Raw genomic sequence first — 15622 nt, forward strand, 5'->3', positions numbered from 1 at the left:
TCGCCTTTCATCAAGCATGCATATTCAAATTCTCGGCTCCGCAGCCGGCGGCGGCTTTCCGCAATGGAACTGCAATTGCGCCAATTGCGCGGGCTTTCGTAGCGGCCGCATTCGCGCCCAGGCGCGCACGCAATCGTCGATTGCCGTTTCCGACGACGGCGTTTCGTGGGTGCTCTGCAACGCCTCACCGGACATCCGCGCGCAATTGCAGGGCTTCGCGCCGATGCAGCCGAACCGCGCGCTGCGCGACACCGGCATCGCGGCCATCGTGCTGATGGACAGCCAGATCGATCACACGACCGGTCTGCTGAGCCTGCGCGAAGGCTGCCCGCACGACGTCTGGTGCACCGACATGGTCCACGAGGATCTGAGCACGGGCTTTCCGCTTTTCACCATGCTGCAGCACTGGAACGGCGGATTGCGCTGGAACCCGATCGTCTCGGGCGAGGCGTTCCAGATTCCCGCGTGTCCCAATCTGCGTTTCTCGCCGTTCGCGCTGCGTAGCGCCGCGCCGCCGTATTCGCCGCATCGTCACGATCCGCATGAAGGCGATAACATCGGCCTCGTGATCGAAGATCTGCGCACGGGCGGCAAGCTGTTTTACGCGCCTGGCCTCGGCGAAGTGGACGCCGCGCTGCTCGAACGCATGCATGCGGCCGACTGCCTGCTCGTGGACGGCACGCTCTGGACCGACGACGAAATGCAGCAACGCGGCGTGGGCACGCGCACGGGCCGACAGATGGGCCATCTCGCGCAAAGCGGCGCGGGCGGCATGCTGGAAGTGCTCGAACAATTTCCGCACGCGCGCAAGATTCTCACGCACATCAATAATACGAATCCGATTCTCGATGAAGATTCGCCCGAGCGTGCCGAACTCGCGCGCCGCCAGGTGGAAGTCGCGTTCGACGGCATGAGCATCGAGATCTGATGATTGCGATGCGGCTGTCACGCATCCCCTACTACGCCGATTACAGCGCGCGCTGAGCGCGCTTTCCTGAGCCGCGCGCGATTTCGCCGCGACGCCATTGGACCGAACCATGAGCCAACCCGCCCTCACTCCCGAACAATTCGAACAGGCCCTGCGCGCCAAAGGCGCGTTCTATCACATTCACCATCCGTATCACGTGGCGATGTACGAGGGCCGTGCGACCCGCGAGCAGATCCAGGGCTGGGTGGCCAACCGCTTCTACTACCAGGTCAACATTCCGATGAAGGACGCGGCGATTCTCGCCAATTGTCCCGATCGCGAAGTGCGTCGCCTCTGGATTCAGCGTCTGCTCGACCACGACGGCGCGCCGGGTGAAGACGGCGGAATCGAAGCGTGGCTGCGTCTGGGCGAAGCGGTCGGGCTCGATCCCGAGCAATTGCGTTCGCAGGAACTGGTGCTGCCGGGCGTGCGTTTCGCGGTCGACGCTTACGTGAATTTCGCGCGCCGCGCGAGCTGGCAGGAAGCCGCGAGCAGCTCGCTCACCGAGCTGTTCGCGCCGCAGATTCACCAGTCGCGCCTCGATACGTGGCCGACGCATTATCCGTGGATCGACCCGCGCGGCTACGAATATTTCCGCTCGCGTCTAAGCCAGGCGCGCCGCGACGTCGAACACGGTTTGCAGATCACGTTGCAGCATTACACGACGTTTGAAAGCCAGCAGCGTATGCTGGAGATCCTGCAATTCAAACTCGACATTCTGTGGACCATGCTCGACGCGATGTCGATGGCGTACGAACTCGGCCGCCCGCCCTATCATTCGGTCACGAACGAGCGCGTCTGGCATAAGGGCGTTTAAAAGGAACCACACTGTGAATTTCGACCGCAATCTGAAACCGGTCTGGCGCCGGGGGTATCGCTTTCAATACGAGCCCGCGCAGAACGCGCACGTGCTGCTCTATCCCGAGGGCATGGTGAAGCTCAATGAAAGCGCCTCGGCGATCGGCTCGCTGATCGACGGCGAGCGCAGCGTCGCGGCCATCATCGACCAGTTGAATACGCAATTCCCCGGCGCGCCGGAACTGGCCGAAGACGTCGAGCAATTCATGCTCGTCGCGCGTGAAAAGCACTGGATCGATCTTGTCTGAACTCACGCTTTCGCCCGCCGCGTCGACGGGCTCCGCCACCACGGCGGCGCCGAACGTCGGCCTGCCGCTGTGGCTGCTCGCCGAAGTCACGTACCGTTGCCCGCTGCAATGCCCTTATTGCTCGAATCCCGTGGATTTCGCGCGCCAGGGCAACGAACTGAGCACGCAGGACTGGATTCGTGTGATGACCGAAGCGCGCGCGATGGGCGCGGCGCAAATCGGTTTTTCCGGCGGCGAGCCGCTGGTGCGCCAGGACCTCGCCGAATTGATCGGCGAAGCGCGCAAACTCGGCTATTACACCAATCTGATTACGTCGGGCATTGGCCTTACTGAACAGAAGATCGCCGATTTTCAGCGGGCGGGACTCGATCACATTCAGATCAGTTTTCAGTCGAGCGACGAGCAGGTCAACAACATGCTCGCCGGTTCGAGCAAGGCGTTCGCGCAGAAGCTCGCGATGGCGCGCGCCGTGAAGGCGCACGGTTACCCGATGGTGCTGAACTTCGTCACGCACCGCTATAACATCGACGACATCGACCGCATCATCGAGTTGTGCATTGCGCTCGAAGCCGATTTCGTCGAACTCGCGACCTGCCAGTTTTACGGCTGGGCCAAACTCAATCGCGCGCAATTGCTGCCGACGCGCGAACAGCTCGAACGCGCGGAACGCATCACCAACGAATACCGCGCGAAACTTGAAGCCAGCGGCAATCCGTGCAAGCTGATTTTCGTGACGCCCGATTATTACGAGGAGCGTCCGAAGGCCTGCATGGGCGGCTGGGGCGCGATTTTTCTCACTGTCACGCCCGACGGCACCGCGCTGCCGTGCCATGGCGCGCGCCAGTTGCCGATCCAGTTTCCCAACGTGCGCGATCACGATCTGCGCCACATCTGGTACGACTCGTTCGGCTTCAACCGCTTTCGCGGCGACGCGTGGATGCCCGAGCCGTGCCGCTCGTGCGACGAAAAAGAGAAAGACTTCGGCGGCTGCCGCTGCCAGGCTTTCATGCTGACCGGCGACGCGGCGAACGCGGACCCCGTGTGCGGAAAATCGCCTGAGCACCGCATCATCGTGCAGGCGCGCAGCGAGGCGGCACAGCCGGTGCCCACGACTCAACCGCTCATCTTCCGCAATGACCGAAACTCCCGCACGCTCGGCAATCCCTGAGCGCATGACCGCCGAGCAGGCCGTGGCGGCCGGCAAGGATTTCATCGAACTGGCCGCGAGCGAGCGCGGCGCATTCTGGTCGGCGTACGATCCTGCCGATGCCGTGTGCCGGATCTGGCACGCTGTGCCGCGCGAAGCGGGCAACACGCCGCGCTGTTTGACGCCCGATGGTTTCAGCGTGCGTGGACGCGTCTACGAATACGGCGGCGGTTCATTTTGCATTGCCGCTGACGCGATCGTCTTCGTCAACGAGAAAGATCAGCAGCTTTATCGTCAGCCGATCGACGGTCATAGCGCGCCCGTTACACTCACGCAAGGCACGCGACGCTATGGCGATCTGCGCTTCAGCCACGGCGCGATTCTCGCAGTGGAAGAAGACGGCGGCACGCATCGCCTCGTGTCGATTGCACTCGATGACGGCGCGCGCTCGGTACTCGCGGAAGGCGGCGATTTTTACGCCGCGCCCTGCCTGAGCCCCGACGGTTCGCGACTGGCGTGGATCGAATGGCAACGCCCGCATCAGCCGTGGACGTCGACGCAATTGCGTCTTGGCGAACGCAGTGCGCAAGGCTGGAGCGCGCCGCGCACACTCGCCGGCGACGCACGCGAAGAAGCGTTGCAACAGCCGCATTTCGACGCGCACGGCCATCTGTTCTGCCTGAGCGATCGCGCCGGTTTCTGGCAGCCCTGGCGCGAATCCGGCGGCACGCTCGAAGCCCTGCCGAGCACGCCCGCCGACCACGCTGCCGCGCCGTGGCAACTCGGCGGACGCAGCTGGATCGCGCTCGACGACGGCACGAATCTGGGCGCATGGATGGAGCACGGCTGGGGCAAACTCGGCCATCGCGACGCCGATGGCGCATGCCACGAACTCGCCGCCGAATACAGCCGCTTTCGCAATCTCGCCGCCGACGCGGAGCATCTTTATTGCATCGCCGCTTCACCGAGTTGCCCCGCCGCCGTGCTCGCGATAGGACGTCGCGATCATCGCGTGCGTGCGCTCGCCGAAGTGTCGCCGATGATGCCCGACGCGCGTATTCCGCAGCCGGAGATTCTGCAATTCCCCAGCGGCTACGACGACGAGCAGCACGCGCATGGCGAATCGCACAGCAACGCGCATGGCTATTTCTACGCGCCCGAAGGCGACGTGAAAGCGCCGCCCGTCGTGCTGTTCATTCACGGCGGTCCGACTTCGGCCTGCTATCCCGTGTTCGATCCGCGCATTCCGTACTGGACGCAGCGCGGCTTCGCCGTCGTCAATCTGAATTATCGCGGCAGCACCGGCTATGGCCGCGCGTTTCGCGAAGCGCTGCGCGAGAACTGGGGCGTGGCCGACGTGGACGACGCCTGCCATGTCGTCGCCTGGCTGGCCGGACAACAGCGTATCGATCCCGCGCGCGCCTTCATTCGCGGCGGCAGCGCCGGCGGCTACACGGCGCTCTGCGCGCTGGCGTTCCGCAACGTATTTCGCGGCGGCGGCAGCCTGTATGGCGTGAGCGATCCGCTCACGCTCGCCGAGCACACGCACAAGTTCGAAGCCGATTATCTCGACTGGCTGATTGGCGACCCGGTTGCCGATCTCCAACGCTATCGCGCTCGCACACCGCTACTGCACGCGAGCGATATTCGCGTGCCGGTGATTTTCTTCCAGGGCGAACTCGACGCCGTCGTGACGCCCGATCAAACGCGCAGCATGGCCGCCGCGCTGGAAGAAAACGGCGTGCGCGTGGAAGCGCATTACTACGCCGACGAGCGGCACGGTTTTCGCAAGGCGGTGAATCAGGCGCACGCGCTCAAGGCCGAATACGCGTTTTACTGCGGCATTCTCGGTTTGCCCGTGAAATAAGCGGCGCGCCCTGCATCGATTCATCAGATTTCGAGCAGAATGCGGCCGCCCTCCACTTTCGCGGGCCACGTCTGGAGTTTTTCGCACACGGGCGCACACAATGGGCGCCCGTCTCGCACGTCGAAACGGCCATTGTGTTTCGGACATTCGATCACATGGCCCATCACGAGTCCCTCGCTCAAATGCACCTGCTCGTGCGTGCAGAGTCCGTCGCTCGCATACACATCCGCCCCAATGCGGTAGATCGCGTAGGTATGGCCCGCGTGATCGAAACGCATCACGTCTTCGTCTTCGATATCGTCGAGCGCCGCGGCGTCGATCCATTGCGTCATGTTCGTCTCCTGATTGTCGTGTCGATGATTGTTGTCGTGCTTTATGCCTGTGCGGCGCCCGCTTCCGGAATGGGCCGCGCGACCGCATAGGACGGATCACGCGTCTGGCGCACCAGCGCCGGAATGATCTCGGCGTATGCCGCGAGCGTGCTGGTATACGGCGTGGGCATATCGGCTTTCACCACGTCGTGCAGTTTCGGCAGCGCATGAAACGGCACCATCGGAAACATATGATGTTCGACGTGATAATTCATGTTCCAGTAAAGAAACCGAAAGAGCGGATTCATCTTCACCGTACGGCAATTGCGCCGATGATCGAGCACGTTCTCGGGCAGGCCCGCGTGTTGTGTTAGCCCGAAATACAGATAGAGCCACGCGCCATACAGGCTCGGCAGACCGATGTAAAGCAACGGCAAGATCGAGCGAAAGCCAATGCACGCAGCCAGCACGAGCGCGTAAATACCCAGTGAAATGCGCGCCTCGCGCGTCGCCTTTTTCCATTCCGATGCGGGAATAAAGGTCTCTTCTTCCGCGCCGATCCGCCCGAACGCTGCGCTGATCATGCGCGGCAATTCGTGCGCCACGTGTTTGATCGCGAAGATATTGAGCGCGAGCGCGAACCAATCGGTGGGACGTTGCGCGCCGATTTCCGGATCGCGCCCGACCACAAGCGTATCCGTATGGTGGCGCGCGTGGCTCCAGCGCCAGACCGTGGCGCGGCGGAAAACCTGAAACGAAGCGACCTGATACAGCGCGTCGTTCATCCAGCGCGTTTTGAATGCCGTGCCGTGTCCCGCTTCATGCCAGCGCGAATCCGCGGGACTGCAATAGAGCGTGCCGTAAAGCAGAAAAGCCGGAATCGCCCAGAGCGAATGCAGATACCACGCGTAGCCCGCCACGGCAGCACTCGCGATGATCGATAGATACCAGAGCACGGTGTCGCGAATCGCACGGCCGTCGCTGCGCTGCATCAATTGCTTCATCGTGGCGCGCGGCACGGGGCATTTGTACCAGTCCGCGTTGACGAGACCGGCGGCCTGCGCGCGCTCGCCCGCACCGCCAATCAAGCGATACGCCTCGCGCGCCGGATGCGCGGCCGTCTCCATGGTTTTTTCCGCAGTTTGCCTGTGCGCCACCTGTGCCACCTTGTCCGGTATGGCGCCGTGTCGTATGCGCGGCGCTCATGTGACGAACATAGGTGAGTGCGCGATGCGACTCAATGCGAAGATTGACGAAATTTCGTCTTTCTTCTAGCGTAGCCGGAGCGATCGCGCAATCAGCGTGCACCGCAGCATGACAAAAGACGACAACGAGGAGACGCAACGTGCCGAAGGCAACGCCATCGCCGCCACCAACGCCATCGCACTGGCGTAAGCGCACCGCGCGCTTCGTCGATATCGCGGAGCTTGCGGGCGTCAGCACGACGACCGTCGACCGCGTGCTCAACGAACGTGGCAGCGTCTCGGCGCAGGCGCGCGAGCGCGTCGTGGCCGCCGCGAAACAGCTTGGCGTGCCGCGCCTGATGCCCGACGCGCATCACGGCCTCGTGCATATCGACGTGCTGCTGCCGGACAGCGATCTCCCCTTCTTCCATCGCTTGCGCCAGGCCTTGCAGCGCGCAATGCAGATGCTCGACCGTCGCGTGGTCGTGCATCGCACGCTGTTGAGCGCCGCCAACGAAGCGCGTCTGACTGAATCGATCGGCCACGCCCGTCACCGCCGCGCCGCGCTCATCGTTACCGCGCGAGACACGCCCGACGTGCGCGCCGCACTGGCCGCCGCGATCGCGCGCGGCGAAACCGTCGTAACGATGGTCACCGACATCGGCGGTATCGAGCGACAGCATTTCGCGGGCATCGACAATCGGCGCGCAGGCCGCACGGCAGGCTATTTTCTCGGCCGCCTCGCGAAACCGGGTCGCGTGCTGTTGTTGCCGGCCCGACTCGACTATCGCGCACACGCCGACCGCATCGAAGGCTGCCGCGAGCAGATCGCGGAACGTTATCCGCAGTTCGTCTGCGAAGTCTCGCCCAACGAATCGCAAGACGCCGACGACCGCTGCTATCGCGCCGTGAACGCCGCGCTGCGGCACGGTCCACTCGCGGGCATCTACAACACCGGTTATGGATCGGCGGGTATCGAAGCCGCACTGCGCAAAGCGGGACTCGCGGGCGACGTGGTGTGGATCGGCCACGAAATGCTCGACATTCATCGGCAATACATCGACGCCGGCATCATGGATATCGCCATTGATCAGGACCCGGACGGTCAGGTGATCGCCGCGCTCCAGCATGCGCTGCACGCGAGCGGCATCGTTGCCGACTCACCTGGCACGGAGCCGGTCGAGTTTCGCGTATTTTGCCCGGCAAACGTGAGGCGCAGTCCGTACCTCGTTGCGTAGGCATGGATCGACGCTTGCCGATTCATCCGCTGATTCGTTTGCATTCGTCTGTCGAACCAGGCACCGAACCTGCTGAGATGATCCCGCGTCTTGCATTGTTGGACGCATGCAAGTCGGCGGGCATCGCCCGAGCCGGCGTGTGTCTTGAAGGCCGCCGTTGACCGGCGGCCGTTTTTTGCCAGGCGCAAATGAAAGTATTGGAAAGTTATCGTAATGAATCATGTGAATCTTTCACGATGAAAAGTAGACGACATAAAGCCGACATACACCCGACTCAATTGGTTTGTTATCCTGATCAATTGCGAAGATATTCACAGTCATTGCGACGGCAAATCGTAATGAAAATCGATATCAAAAAACGTACTCGCGCACGTGCTGTAACGATTCGTCAAATATAAGTGACGAGAATCTCCGTCGCACGACGTTGCCTTAAGCATGCCTTCAGCTAGTAGCTCGTACGATCGCGGGATCTCGAATGCGGCGCGTTGAATGGCGCATGTTTTACCGCAATCGAAATGAATGGTTCCGCATGGAATTTGAAACCCACACATGTCCGTCGTGGCATGGACCGCTGGAGTCGCACACGTGAGATTCTGGACGATTCGCCAGTGGCAAGCACATATTCTGGTTGCTGCGCTCGCTGCACTCGCAATTCAAGGCATGGTCTTTATTGGCGTACTGATTCTGGGCGCGCCGATCGAACGCTTCGACAATCCCACCTTTCATCTGGCTGCCGCGGTATCGATCGTTTTGATCGCACTGCTCGTGCGCACAATGGCGCACGCGGCGTTTCGTCACGCGGCGAGCCGCGGCTTTCTGCGTGATGCCAGCCACGCGCCGGGAATGGAGTGGATGTCACACGATTGCCCTCATCGTGTGCTGGTCAGCCTGCATTGCCTGCTTTGCGAGCCGAAACTCGACGATGCACACGGCGCATTCGCCGGCCGTCACGATGCGCCCCATTATTCAGACCCGAAGTTCTGACTTCGCTGCGTCACCATCTTCACCGACACTATGTCCGGGCATAGACCCGTGCAGGGCGACACTCAACCTATGAAAACGCTGTTCTGGCTGGCTCCGTCGAATAAGAGATTCGACGGCGGCGCGCGCTCGCTCACCTCGGTGCGCGCAGCATGATGCGTACGCCTCGTACACACGACGACCATTCGCTCAAGGCGCTGACCATTGCGTGCGTCGGTCTTTCTCTGCTGGCGATGATCGCCATCGACAAAGCCACCACGCATACTGTCGCGCATTTCCTGGCGTGCCTCGCGACACTGTCCTTTTCCATGCTCGCGGCGATCGGCATCGCTTATACCTTGTTCGCCGCGTGGAACGTGGACCGTTTTTTCCAGCGCAACGCGGCAGTGCCGGCACATTTTCCCGGCGTCACACTGATCAAGCCGCTGCACGGTACGGAGTGGCAACTCGAGGATCACCTTGCGAGCTTTTTCGATCAGGATTATCCGGGGCCGGTGCAGCACGTATTCGGCGTACACGACGCCAACGACGAAGCCCTGAACGTGGTGAATGCGCTGCGCGCGCGCTTTCCCGATGCGGATATTGCGGTAGTCGTCGATTCGCGTCTTTATGGCCCCAATCGCAAGGTCGCGAATCTCGTCAACATGCTCGATCATGTGCGCCACGACGTGCTGTGTTTCGCCGATAGCGACGTGAGCGTCGATCGCGGTTATCTGCGCGCAATCGCTGGCGAACTCGAGCAGCCGGGCGTGGGCATCGTCACCTGCGCCTATCGCGGCATTCCTGCGCCCGGTTTCTGGACGCGCGGTTCGGTCGCCGCCACCAATTACCATTTCCTGCCCGGCGTGGTGACGGGACTGGCTATTGGCCGCGCACGCCCGTGCTTCGGCCAGACGATCGCCATGACGCGCGCCACGCTCGACGCCATCGGCGGACTCGCGCAGTTCTCGCATCATCTCGCCGAAGACCACGCGCTTGGCGAAGCCGCGCGCCGCATCGGCACGACCGTCGCGGTGCCCTCGCATCTTGTTCGTCACGCCTGCACCGAGGCCACGTTTTCCGCGCTGTTCACACATGAATTGCGCTGGAGCCGCACCATCCGCGCCGCTGATCGACTCGGCCATCTCGGCGCGTGCCTGATGCATCCAATGCCCTACGCGTTGCTGGCGCTGCTCGCGTCGAGCGGCACACTGGCTTCGTCGGGCGTGCTGCTGCTCGCCCTCGCGGCACGCCAACTGCTGCGCTGGCGCATCGACCGCGCGACGGCGCAATCCTCCAAAGGCTGGTGGCTGCTGCCGATGTGGGATATCGTGCAATTCACGGTGTATCTCAGCAGTTTTCTTTCCTCGCATGTCATGTGGCGGGGACGCCGCTTTCGCGTGAACAGCGCGGGCATGCTGACGCTTTCCTCCGATGAATGAGCCATTGGCCGCATCGAAAACGCGTGAACTTCCTTATACAAGCTGGACCAGAATGAATATGAAGCACGTCGGTCGCGTCGCCGCGCTATGCGGTTTGCTCTTCGCGATCTGGCTCGTTTGGCGAGACAATCCCGCAACCATCGTCGAATTGATGCGCAAGGCCGGCTTCGGTCTCGTGCTCGCGGCGCTCGTTCACGTGCTGCCCATGCTCGCGAATGCGTGGGACTGGCGTCTGCTGATCCGGCGCGCGCAGCGCCCTACGCTCGCGTTCATGCTCAGGCTCGTCTGGATACGCGAATCGGTGAACGGACTGCTGCCGGTTGCCCGCATCGGCGGCGAACTGGTGTCGTTCCGCCTGCTCGGCCGCCAGGGCGTGCGCCCTGCCGCCATCGTCGCGAGTCTCGTCACCGATATACAGCTCACGCTCATCAGCCAGGTGATTTTCGCGCTGCTGGCCATCGCGTATCTACTGGCGCAAACGAGCAGCATGGGCGCACGCGTGGCCGCGCATTTCGCGCTGGGCATTGCGCTCTTCATGCCGATCCTGTTGCTGTTCGCGCTCGTGCAACACGCGCGTCCGTTCGAGCGTGCGGCGAATCTCGTCAATCGCGTAACGGGTGGTAAGGTCTATGGACTGATGGGTAATTCGCGGCGTATCGACGATTCGATTAAATCGGTCTGGCGCCAGACGTCCGTGGTGATGCAATACCTCGTGATCTGGCAAACGCTGCAATGCCTCGGCCTCGCGCTCGAAATCTGGATTGCGTTGCACGCATTGGGTGTGAATGCAACGTTCGCACAGGCCTTCGTATTCGAAGCGCTCATTCAGCTTGCCAGCAGCATTGCGTTTCTCGTGCCCGGCAGTCTGGGCGTACAGGAAGGCAGTTTCGTGCTGATCGGCTCGGTGCTCGGCATCGACGCACCCACCTGCCTCGCACTAGCGGGCGCGCGCCGCCTGCGCGATCTGCTGTTTTATCTGCCCGGACTTGTTGCCTGGCAGATCGAGGAGAACGCACCCAAGGCAGCCGCTCTCGCGAATACAACCACTACGATGGATCGCGCCGAGACGGAGAATGTAAGCCAGACTGCACCCGACCGGCTGGATTCGCGATAATACGCAGCGTTCGATTCTCCGCTTCGTTGGCAGGACCCTTATGCGTATTCAGATCGCCTCCGATCTGCACCTCGACGCGCTCGACGCGCGCTTTGCCGAGGCGCCCCCTTTTCCGCCCGCTCCCGGCGCCGACGTGCTGGTGCTCGCGGGCGATATTCATCGGGGCACCCAAGCCCTCGACGCCTTCGCCAACTGGCCCGTGCCGGTCGTCTACGTCTGCGGCAATCATGAAGCCTATGGCGGCGCATGGCCCGACGTGACCGCGGCGCTGCACGCGCGAGCCGAAGGCACGCACGTGCATTTTCTGGAACGCAGCGCGACCGTGATCGGCAACGTGCGTTTTCTGGGCTGTTGCCTGTGGACCGATTACGCGCTGTATGGCAATCGCGCGCGCGACATGCAATATGCGCTCGACACCAATTCGGATCACAGCGCGATCACGCTCGACGGCCGCGTGCCGTTCAGCCCCGAAGACGCCTTGCTCGAACATCAGCGCTCGGTTTCGTGGCTCGTACGCGAACTCGCTGCACCGTTCAAGGGCAAAACGATCGTGGTCACGCATCACGGTATTTCGCCTGATTCGATTCACGACCGCTTTGCCACGCATCCCGACAATCCCGCCTTTCTCAGCGACCTGCGTTATTTGCTGCCCTACGCGAATCTCTGGATTCATGGCCATGTGCACGATTCGTTCGACTATCGCGCAAATGGCGCGCGCGTCATGACGAATCCGCGCGGTTACCCGCTCAATGCCGGCGAGGCGCAACGCGCCGACGAACTGGCCTGGGAAAACCGCGCCTTCGATCCGCTGCGCACCATCGAGGTCTGATCCGCCTCGCCACATGACGATTTTGTAATCCGACGGTCACCCTGCGGCAAAGCCCCCGACGTCAGACTGCGGACTTCTGCCCGCTTTGCGCGCGCGTTGCTCTGCACACCGCGCGCGCTCACCGTCAAACAGGTTCGTCATGTGGATTGTCCGGCTCGCCCTGCGCCGCCCTTATACGTTCGCCGTTCTCGCGATTCTCATCTTGATCGCGGGACCGCTCGCGATTCTTCGCACCCCCACCGATATCTTTCCGAACATCGATATTCCGGTGGTCAGCATCGTCTGGTCGTATAACGGCTTTTCGGCGCAGGACATGGCGCAGCGCATTACGTCGAATTACGAACGCGCGCTGACGTCCGACGTCGACGATATCGAACACATCGAATCGCAATCGCTGAATGGCGTGTCGGTCATCAAGGTGTTCTTTCATCCGGGCGCGGATATCAATCGCGCCATCGCGCAGGCGGCGAGCAATTCCGCGTCGATATTGCGCGTGCTGCCGCCCGGCACACTGCCGCCGAATATCATCACCTACAACGCCTCGACGGTGCCGATCCTGCAATTGGGCCTGTCGAGCGCGACCCTCGCGGAACAACAGCTTTACGACCTCGGCAACAGCTTTATTCGCACGCAGCTCGCGACCGTGCAAGGCGCGTCGGTGCCGCTGCCGTTCGGCGGCAAGGTGCGCCAGATCATGGTCGATCTCGATCCGCACGCCTTGCAGGCCAAAGGTCTCGCGCCGCTCGACGTGGTGAATGCGATCAACGCGCAGAACCTGATCCTGCCGGGCGGCACCGCGAAAATCGGCGCGCGCGAATACAACGTGCAGATGAACGGCAGCACCGACACGATCGCCGCGCTCAACAACCTGCCGGTGAAGACGGTGAACGGCAGTGTGATTTACGTGCGCGACGTCGCTCACGTGCGCGACGGTTACGCGCCGCAAACCAATATCGTGCGCAGCGACGGCAAGCGCGCGGCGCTGCTCACGATCGAAAAGACCGGCAATACGTCGACGCTGACGATCATCGACCAGGTGCGCGCGCTGCTGCCGCATATCGCGGCGGGCCTGCCGAAAGCGTTGAAGATCACGCCGCTCGGCGACCAGTCGGTCTTCGTGAAGGCCGCAATTGGCGGCGTGGTACGCGAAGCGCTGATCGCCGCCGCGCTCACCGCGCTCATGATCCTGCTGTTTCTCGGCAGCTGGCGTGCGACGCTGATCATTGCCGTCTCGATTCCGCTTGCGGTGCTCACGTCGATACTCGCACTCTCCGCGCTCGGCCAGACCATCAACATCATGACGCTCGGCGGCCTCGCGCTCGCCGTGGGCATACTCGTGGACGACGCCACCGTCGCCATCGAAAACATCACACATCACCTCGAAAACGGCGAACCGCTTTACGACGCCATTCTTAATGGCTCGGGCGAAATTGCGGTGCCGACCTTCGTTTCCACGCTGTCGATCTGCATCGTCTTCGCGCCGATGTTTCTGCTCACCGGCGTCGCGCATTATCTGTTCGTGCCGATGGCGGAAGCGGTGATCTTCGCGATGTGCGCATCGTATTTCTTTTCGCGCACGGTTGTGCCGACGCTTGCGCTTTATTTGCTGAAAGAACGCACGACTGGGAATAAAACCAGCAAAACGCGTGCAAACGCTTTCGTTGCGAAAGTTACGCGCTTTCAGGCCGCATTCGAAGCGCGCTTCGAAGCGTTGCGTCTGCGTTATCGCGCGACGCTCGCCGGCGCCATCGCGCAACGACGCCGCTTCGTGCCGATTTTTCTCGGCTGCTGTTTTGCTTCGCTCGCACTGCTCGCCTTCACGGGCCGCGACTTTTTCCCGAGCGTGGATACCGGCGAGATCCGTTTGCATCTGCGCGCGCCCACAGGCACGCGTATCGAGCAAACCGCGCGTCTCACCGACGAAGTGGAAGCACGCATTCGCAGCGTGATTCCCCCGCGGAACAAGGCGCGATACTCGACAATATCGGCGTGCCGGTCAGCGGCATCAATCTCACGTATGACTCGTCGGACCCAATCGGCACCGAAGACGCCGATGTGATGGTGTCGCTCAAACCGGACCACCGGCCGACCGCGCAGTATGTTGCACAACTGCGTAACGAACTCGCGAAAGCATTTCCCGGCGTGAGCTTCGCATTCCTGCCCGCCGATATCGTCAGCCAGATTCTCAACTTCGGCTTGCCCGCGCCGATCGATATTCAAATCGTCGGCAACAAGCTCGCGGCCAATCGCGTCGTCGCAAACGATCTGCTCGCGAAACTGCGTGGCGTGCGCGGCCTCGTCGATGCGCGGCTGCAACAACCGGGCGACGAACCCGCGATCAATATCGACGTGGATCGCACCAAGGCGATGCAATCGGGGCTGCTGCAACGCGACGTCGCGCAGAACCTGCTGATCGCGCTCTCGGGCAGTTCGCAAACCACACCGAATTTCTGGCTCGACCCGAAGAACGGCGTGAGTTATCCGCTGATGGTGATGATGCCGCAGTACGACGTGAATTCGCTGCAGGCGCTCGCGAATCTGCCGCTGACCGGTTCGGCAACGAGTGACACCGCTGGCCCGCAAAATGCCGCGAATGGCGCGCCGCACGTGCAGAATCTGCTCGGCTCGCTCGGCACGTTTACGCGCGGCACGCAACAAGCCGTCGTATCGCATTACAACGTACAGCCTGTGCTCGATATCTTTGGATCAGTGCAAGGCCGCGACCTGGGTAGCGTGGCGAACGACGTCGCCGCCATCGTGAAGAGCGAGGAAGCGAAACTGCCGCCGGGTTCGTCCATCGTGCTTCGCGGCCAGGTGCAGGCCATGCACGAGGCGTTCTCCGGACTGCTGAGCGGTCTCGTGTTCGCGGTTGCGCTCGTCTATCTGCTGATGGTCGTGAACTTCCAGTCGTGGCTCGATCCGCTCATTATCCTGAGCGGCCTGCCCGCCTCGCTCGCGGGCATTGCGTGGATGCTGTTCGCCACCGACACCACGATCAGCGTGCCCGCGCTCACCGGCACGATTCTCTGCATCGGCATCGCCACCGCGAACAGCATTCTCGTGATCACCGCCGCGCGCGAGCGGCTCGCCGAAGGCCTGGCGCCTGCGGAAGCCGCCGAACAGGCCGGGTTCACGCGCTTTCGTCCCGTCATGATGACGGCGCTCGCGATGCTGATCGGCATGTTGCCGATGGCGCTCGGACTCGGCGACGGGGGCGAACAGAATGCACCGCTCGGCCGCGCCGTGATCGGCGGTCTCGCGTGCGGCACGCTCTCCACGCTGATGTTCGTGCCGGTGGTGTTCAGCATCGTCCACGGCTGGCTCGCACGGCACAAAGCACACGCTCAGGCGCGCGAGGCGAAAGCGGCCCAGGAAGCCGCCGCGCTCGATGCGCAATCCGCCGAAGCCGACCAATAACGCCGCGCCTGGCCGCTTCAATCGACACTCCTTATTTCTC

General features: G+C 62.4%; 14 protein-coding genes. 12 read left to right on the forward strand and 2 right to left on the reverse strand.

Translation table 11 applies throughout. The annotated features are described in order from the left end of the window. The first annotated feature begins 16 nt into the window (after nt 1-16). The 5 genes from pqqB to G5S35_RS24765 all read left to right on the forward strand — a co-directional run bounded on the left by pqqB (nt 17) and on the right by G5S35_RS24765 (nt 5087). The gene (pqqB, locus tag G5S35_RS24745; protein ID WP_183039823.1) at nt 17-928 is read left to right on the forward strand and encodes a pyrroloquinoline quinone biosynthesis protein PqqB; all 912 of its coding nucleotides are present in this window, start codon (nt 17-19) and stop codon (nt 926-928) included. 109 nt (nt 929-1037) lie between these two features. Continuing rightward, a complete protein-coding gene (gene pqqC / locus G5S35_RS24750) occupies nt 1038-1784 on the forward strand; it encodes a pyrroloquinoline-quinone synthase PqqC (protein ID WP_065059745.1) in 747 nt (248 codons plus the stop codon). A 13-nt stretch (nt 1785-1797) separates the two neighbouring features. Continuing rightward, nucleotides 1798-2073 carry a pyrroloquinoline quinone biosynthesis peptide chaperone PqqD gene (gene pqqD / locus G5S35_RS24755; protein WP_074985335.1) on the forward strand — a complete coding sequence of 92 codons (276 nt, stop codon included), beginning with the start codon at nt 1798-1800 and terminating at the stop codon, nt 2071-2073. Further along, nucleotides 2066-3241 carry a pyrroloquinoline quinone biosynthesis protein PqqE gene (gene pqqE / locus G5S35_RS24760; RefSeq protein ID WP_074985337.1) on the forward strand — a complete coding sequence of 392 codons (1176 nt, stop codon included), beginning with the start codon at nt 2066-2068 and terminating at the stop codon, nt 3239-3241. Before pqqD ends, pqqE begins: the two co-directional genes overlap by 8 nt. A gap of 4 nt (nt 3242-3245) precedes the next feature. Next, the gene (locus G5S35_RS24765; protein ID WP_237181657.1) at nt 3246-5087 is read left to right on the forward strand and encodes a S9 family peptidase; all 1842 of its coding nucleotides are present in this window, start codon (nt 3246-3248) and stop codon (nt 5085-5087) included. Between the two features lie 23 nt (nt 5088-5110). On the opposite strand, the gene G5S35_RS24770 is transcribed toward G5S35_RS24765, so the two are convergent. Together G5S35_RS24770 and G5S35_RS24775 are read right to left on the reverse strand one after the other, a co-directional pair. Further along, nucleotides 5111-5419: a non-heme iron oxygenase ferredoxin subunit gene (locus tag G5S35_RS24770; RefSeq protein WP_065059749.1), complete on the reverse strand. Its 309-nt coding sequence runs from the start codon at nt 5417-5419 to the stop codon at nt 5111-5113. A gap of 41 nt (nt 5420-5460) precedes the next feature. After that, nucleotides 5461-6525: a fatty acid desaturase family protein gene (locus G5S35_RS24775; RefSeq protein ID WP_080180751.1), complete on the reverse strand. Its 1065-nt coding sequence runs from the start codon at nt 6523-6525 to the stop codon at nt 5461-5463. Between the two features lie 218 nt (nt 6526-6743). On the opposite strand from G5S35_RS24775, the gene G5S35_RS24780 reads away from it, so the two are divergent. The 7 genes from G5S35_RS24780 to G5S35_RS40330 all read left to right on the forward strand — a co-directional run bounded on the left by G5S35_RS24780 (nt 6744) and on the right by G5S35_RS40330 (nt 15582). Beyond that, on the forward strand, nt 6744-7820 hold the full coding sequence (locus G5S35_RS24780) for a LacI family DNA-binding transcriptional regulator (RefSeq protein ID WP_183039825.1): 1077 nt from the start codon (nt 6744-6746) through the stop codon (nt 7818-7820). Between the two features lie 585 nt (nt 7821-8405). After that, nucleotides 8406-8804 carry a hypothetical protein gene (locus tag G5S35_RS24785; protein WP_183039826.1) on the forward strand — a complete coding sequence of 133 codons (399 nt, stop codon included), beginning with the start codon at nt 8406-8408 and terminating at the stop codon, nt 8802-8804. A 230-nt stretch (nt 8805-9034) separates the two neighbouring features. Continuing rightward, nucleotides 9035-10222: a bacteriohopanetetrol glucosamine biosynthesis glycosyltransferase HpnI gene (gene hpnI / locus G5S35_RS24790; protein ID WP_420874551.1), complete on the forward strand. Its 1188-nt coding sequence runs from the start codon at nt 9035-9037 to the stop codon at nt 10220-10222. Between the two features lie 58 nt (nt 10223-10280). Beyond that, nucleotides 10281-11336, forward strand: a complete 1056-nt coding sequence (locus G5S35_RS24795) for a lysylphosphatidylglycerol synthase domain-containing protein (RefSeq protein ID WP_183040011.1) — start codon at nt 10281-10283, stop codon at nt 11334-11336. 40 nt (nt 11337-11376) lie between these two features. Then, nucleotides 11377-12165, forward strand: coding sequence for a metallophosphoesterase (locus tag G5S35_RS24800; RefSeq protein WP_183039827.1), 789 nt, complete (start codon nt 11377-11379; stop codon nt 12163-12165). A 139-nt stretch (nt 12166-12304) separates the two neighbouring features. Next, nucleotides 12305-14224 (forward strand): efflux RND transporter permease subunit, encoded by a 1920-nt coding sequence (locus G5S35_RS40325; protein ID WP_420874544.1) that lies wholly within the window; start codon nt 12305-12307, stop codon nt 14222-14224. Next, a complete protein-coding gene (locus G5S35_RS40330) occupies nt 14155-15582 on the forward strand; it encodes an efflux RND transporter permease subunit (RefSeq protein WP_420874545.1) in 1428 nt (475 codons plus the stop codon). The genes G5S35_RS40325 and G5S35_RS40330 overlap by 70 nt, the downstream gene beginning before the upstream one ends. Nucleotides 15583-15622 lie beyond the last annotated feature (40 nt).

The sequence above is a fragment of the Paraburkholderia tropica genome (assembly GCF_014171495.1).
GTDB lineage: Bacteria > Pseudomonadota > Gammaproteobacteria > Burkholderiales > Burkholderiaceae > Paraburkholderia > Paraburkholderia tropica.

Excerpts from the sequence above, each read along its gene's own strand:
- pqqB (WP_183039823.1), top strand. The coding sequence starts at position 17 with ATGCATATTCAAATTCTCGGCTCCGCAGCCGGCGGCGGCTTTCCGCAA.
- pqqC (WP_065059745.1), top strand. The coding sequence starts at position 1,038 with ATGAGCCAACCCGCCCTCACTCCCGAACAATTCGAACAGGCCCTGCGC.
- G5S35_RS24765 (WP_237181657.1), top strand. The coding sequence starts at position 3,246 with ATGACCGCCGAGCAGGCCGTGGCGGCCGGCAAGGATTTCATCGAACTG.
- G5S35_RS24770 (WP_065059749.1), bottom strand. The coding sequence starts at position 5,419 with ATGACGCAATGGATCGACGCCGCGGCGCTCGACGATATCGAAGACGAA.
- G5S35_RS24775 (WP_080180751.1), bottom strand. The coding sequence starts at position 6,525 with ATGGAGACGGCCGCGCATCCGGCGCGCGAGGCGTATCGCTTGATTGGC.
- hpnI (WP_420874551.1), top strand. The coding sequence starts at position 9,035 with ATGATCGCCATCGACAAAGCCACCACGCATACTGTCGCGCATTTCCTG.
- G5S35_RS24795 (WP_183040011.1), top strand. The coding sequence starts at position 10,281 with ATGAAGCACGTCGGTCGCGTCGCCGCGCTATGCGGTTTGCTCTTCGCG.
- G5S35_RS24800 (WP_183039827.1), top strand. The coding sequence starts at position 11,377 with ATGCGTATTCAGATCGCCTCCGATCTGCACCTCGACGCGCTCGACGCG.
- G5S35_RS40325 (WP_420874544.1), top strand. The coding sequence starts at position 12,305 with ATGTGGATTGTCCGGCTCGCCCTGCGCCGCCCTTATACGTTCGCCGTT.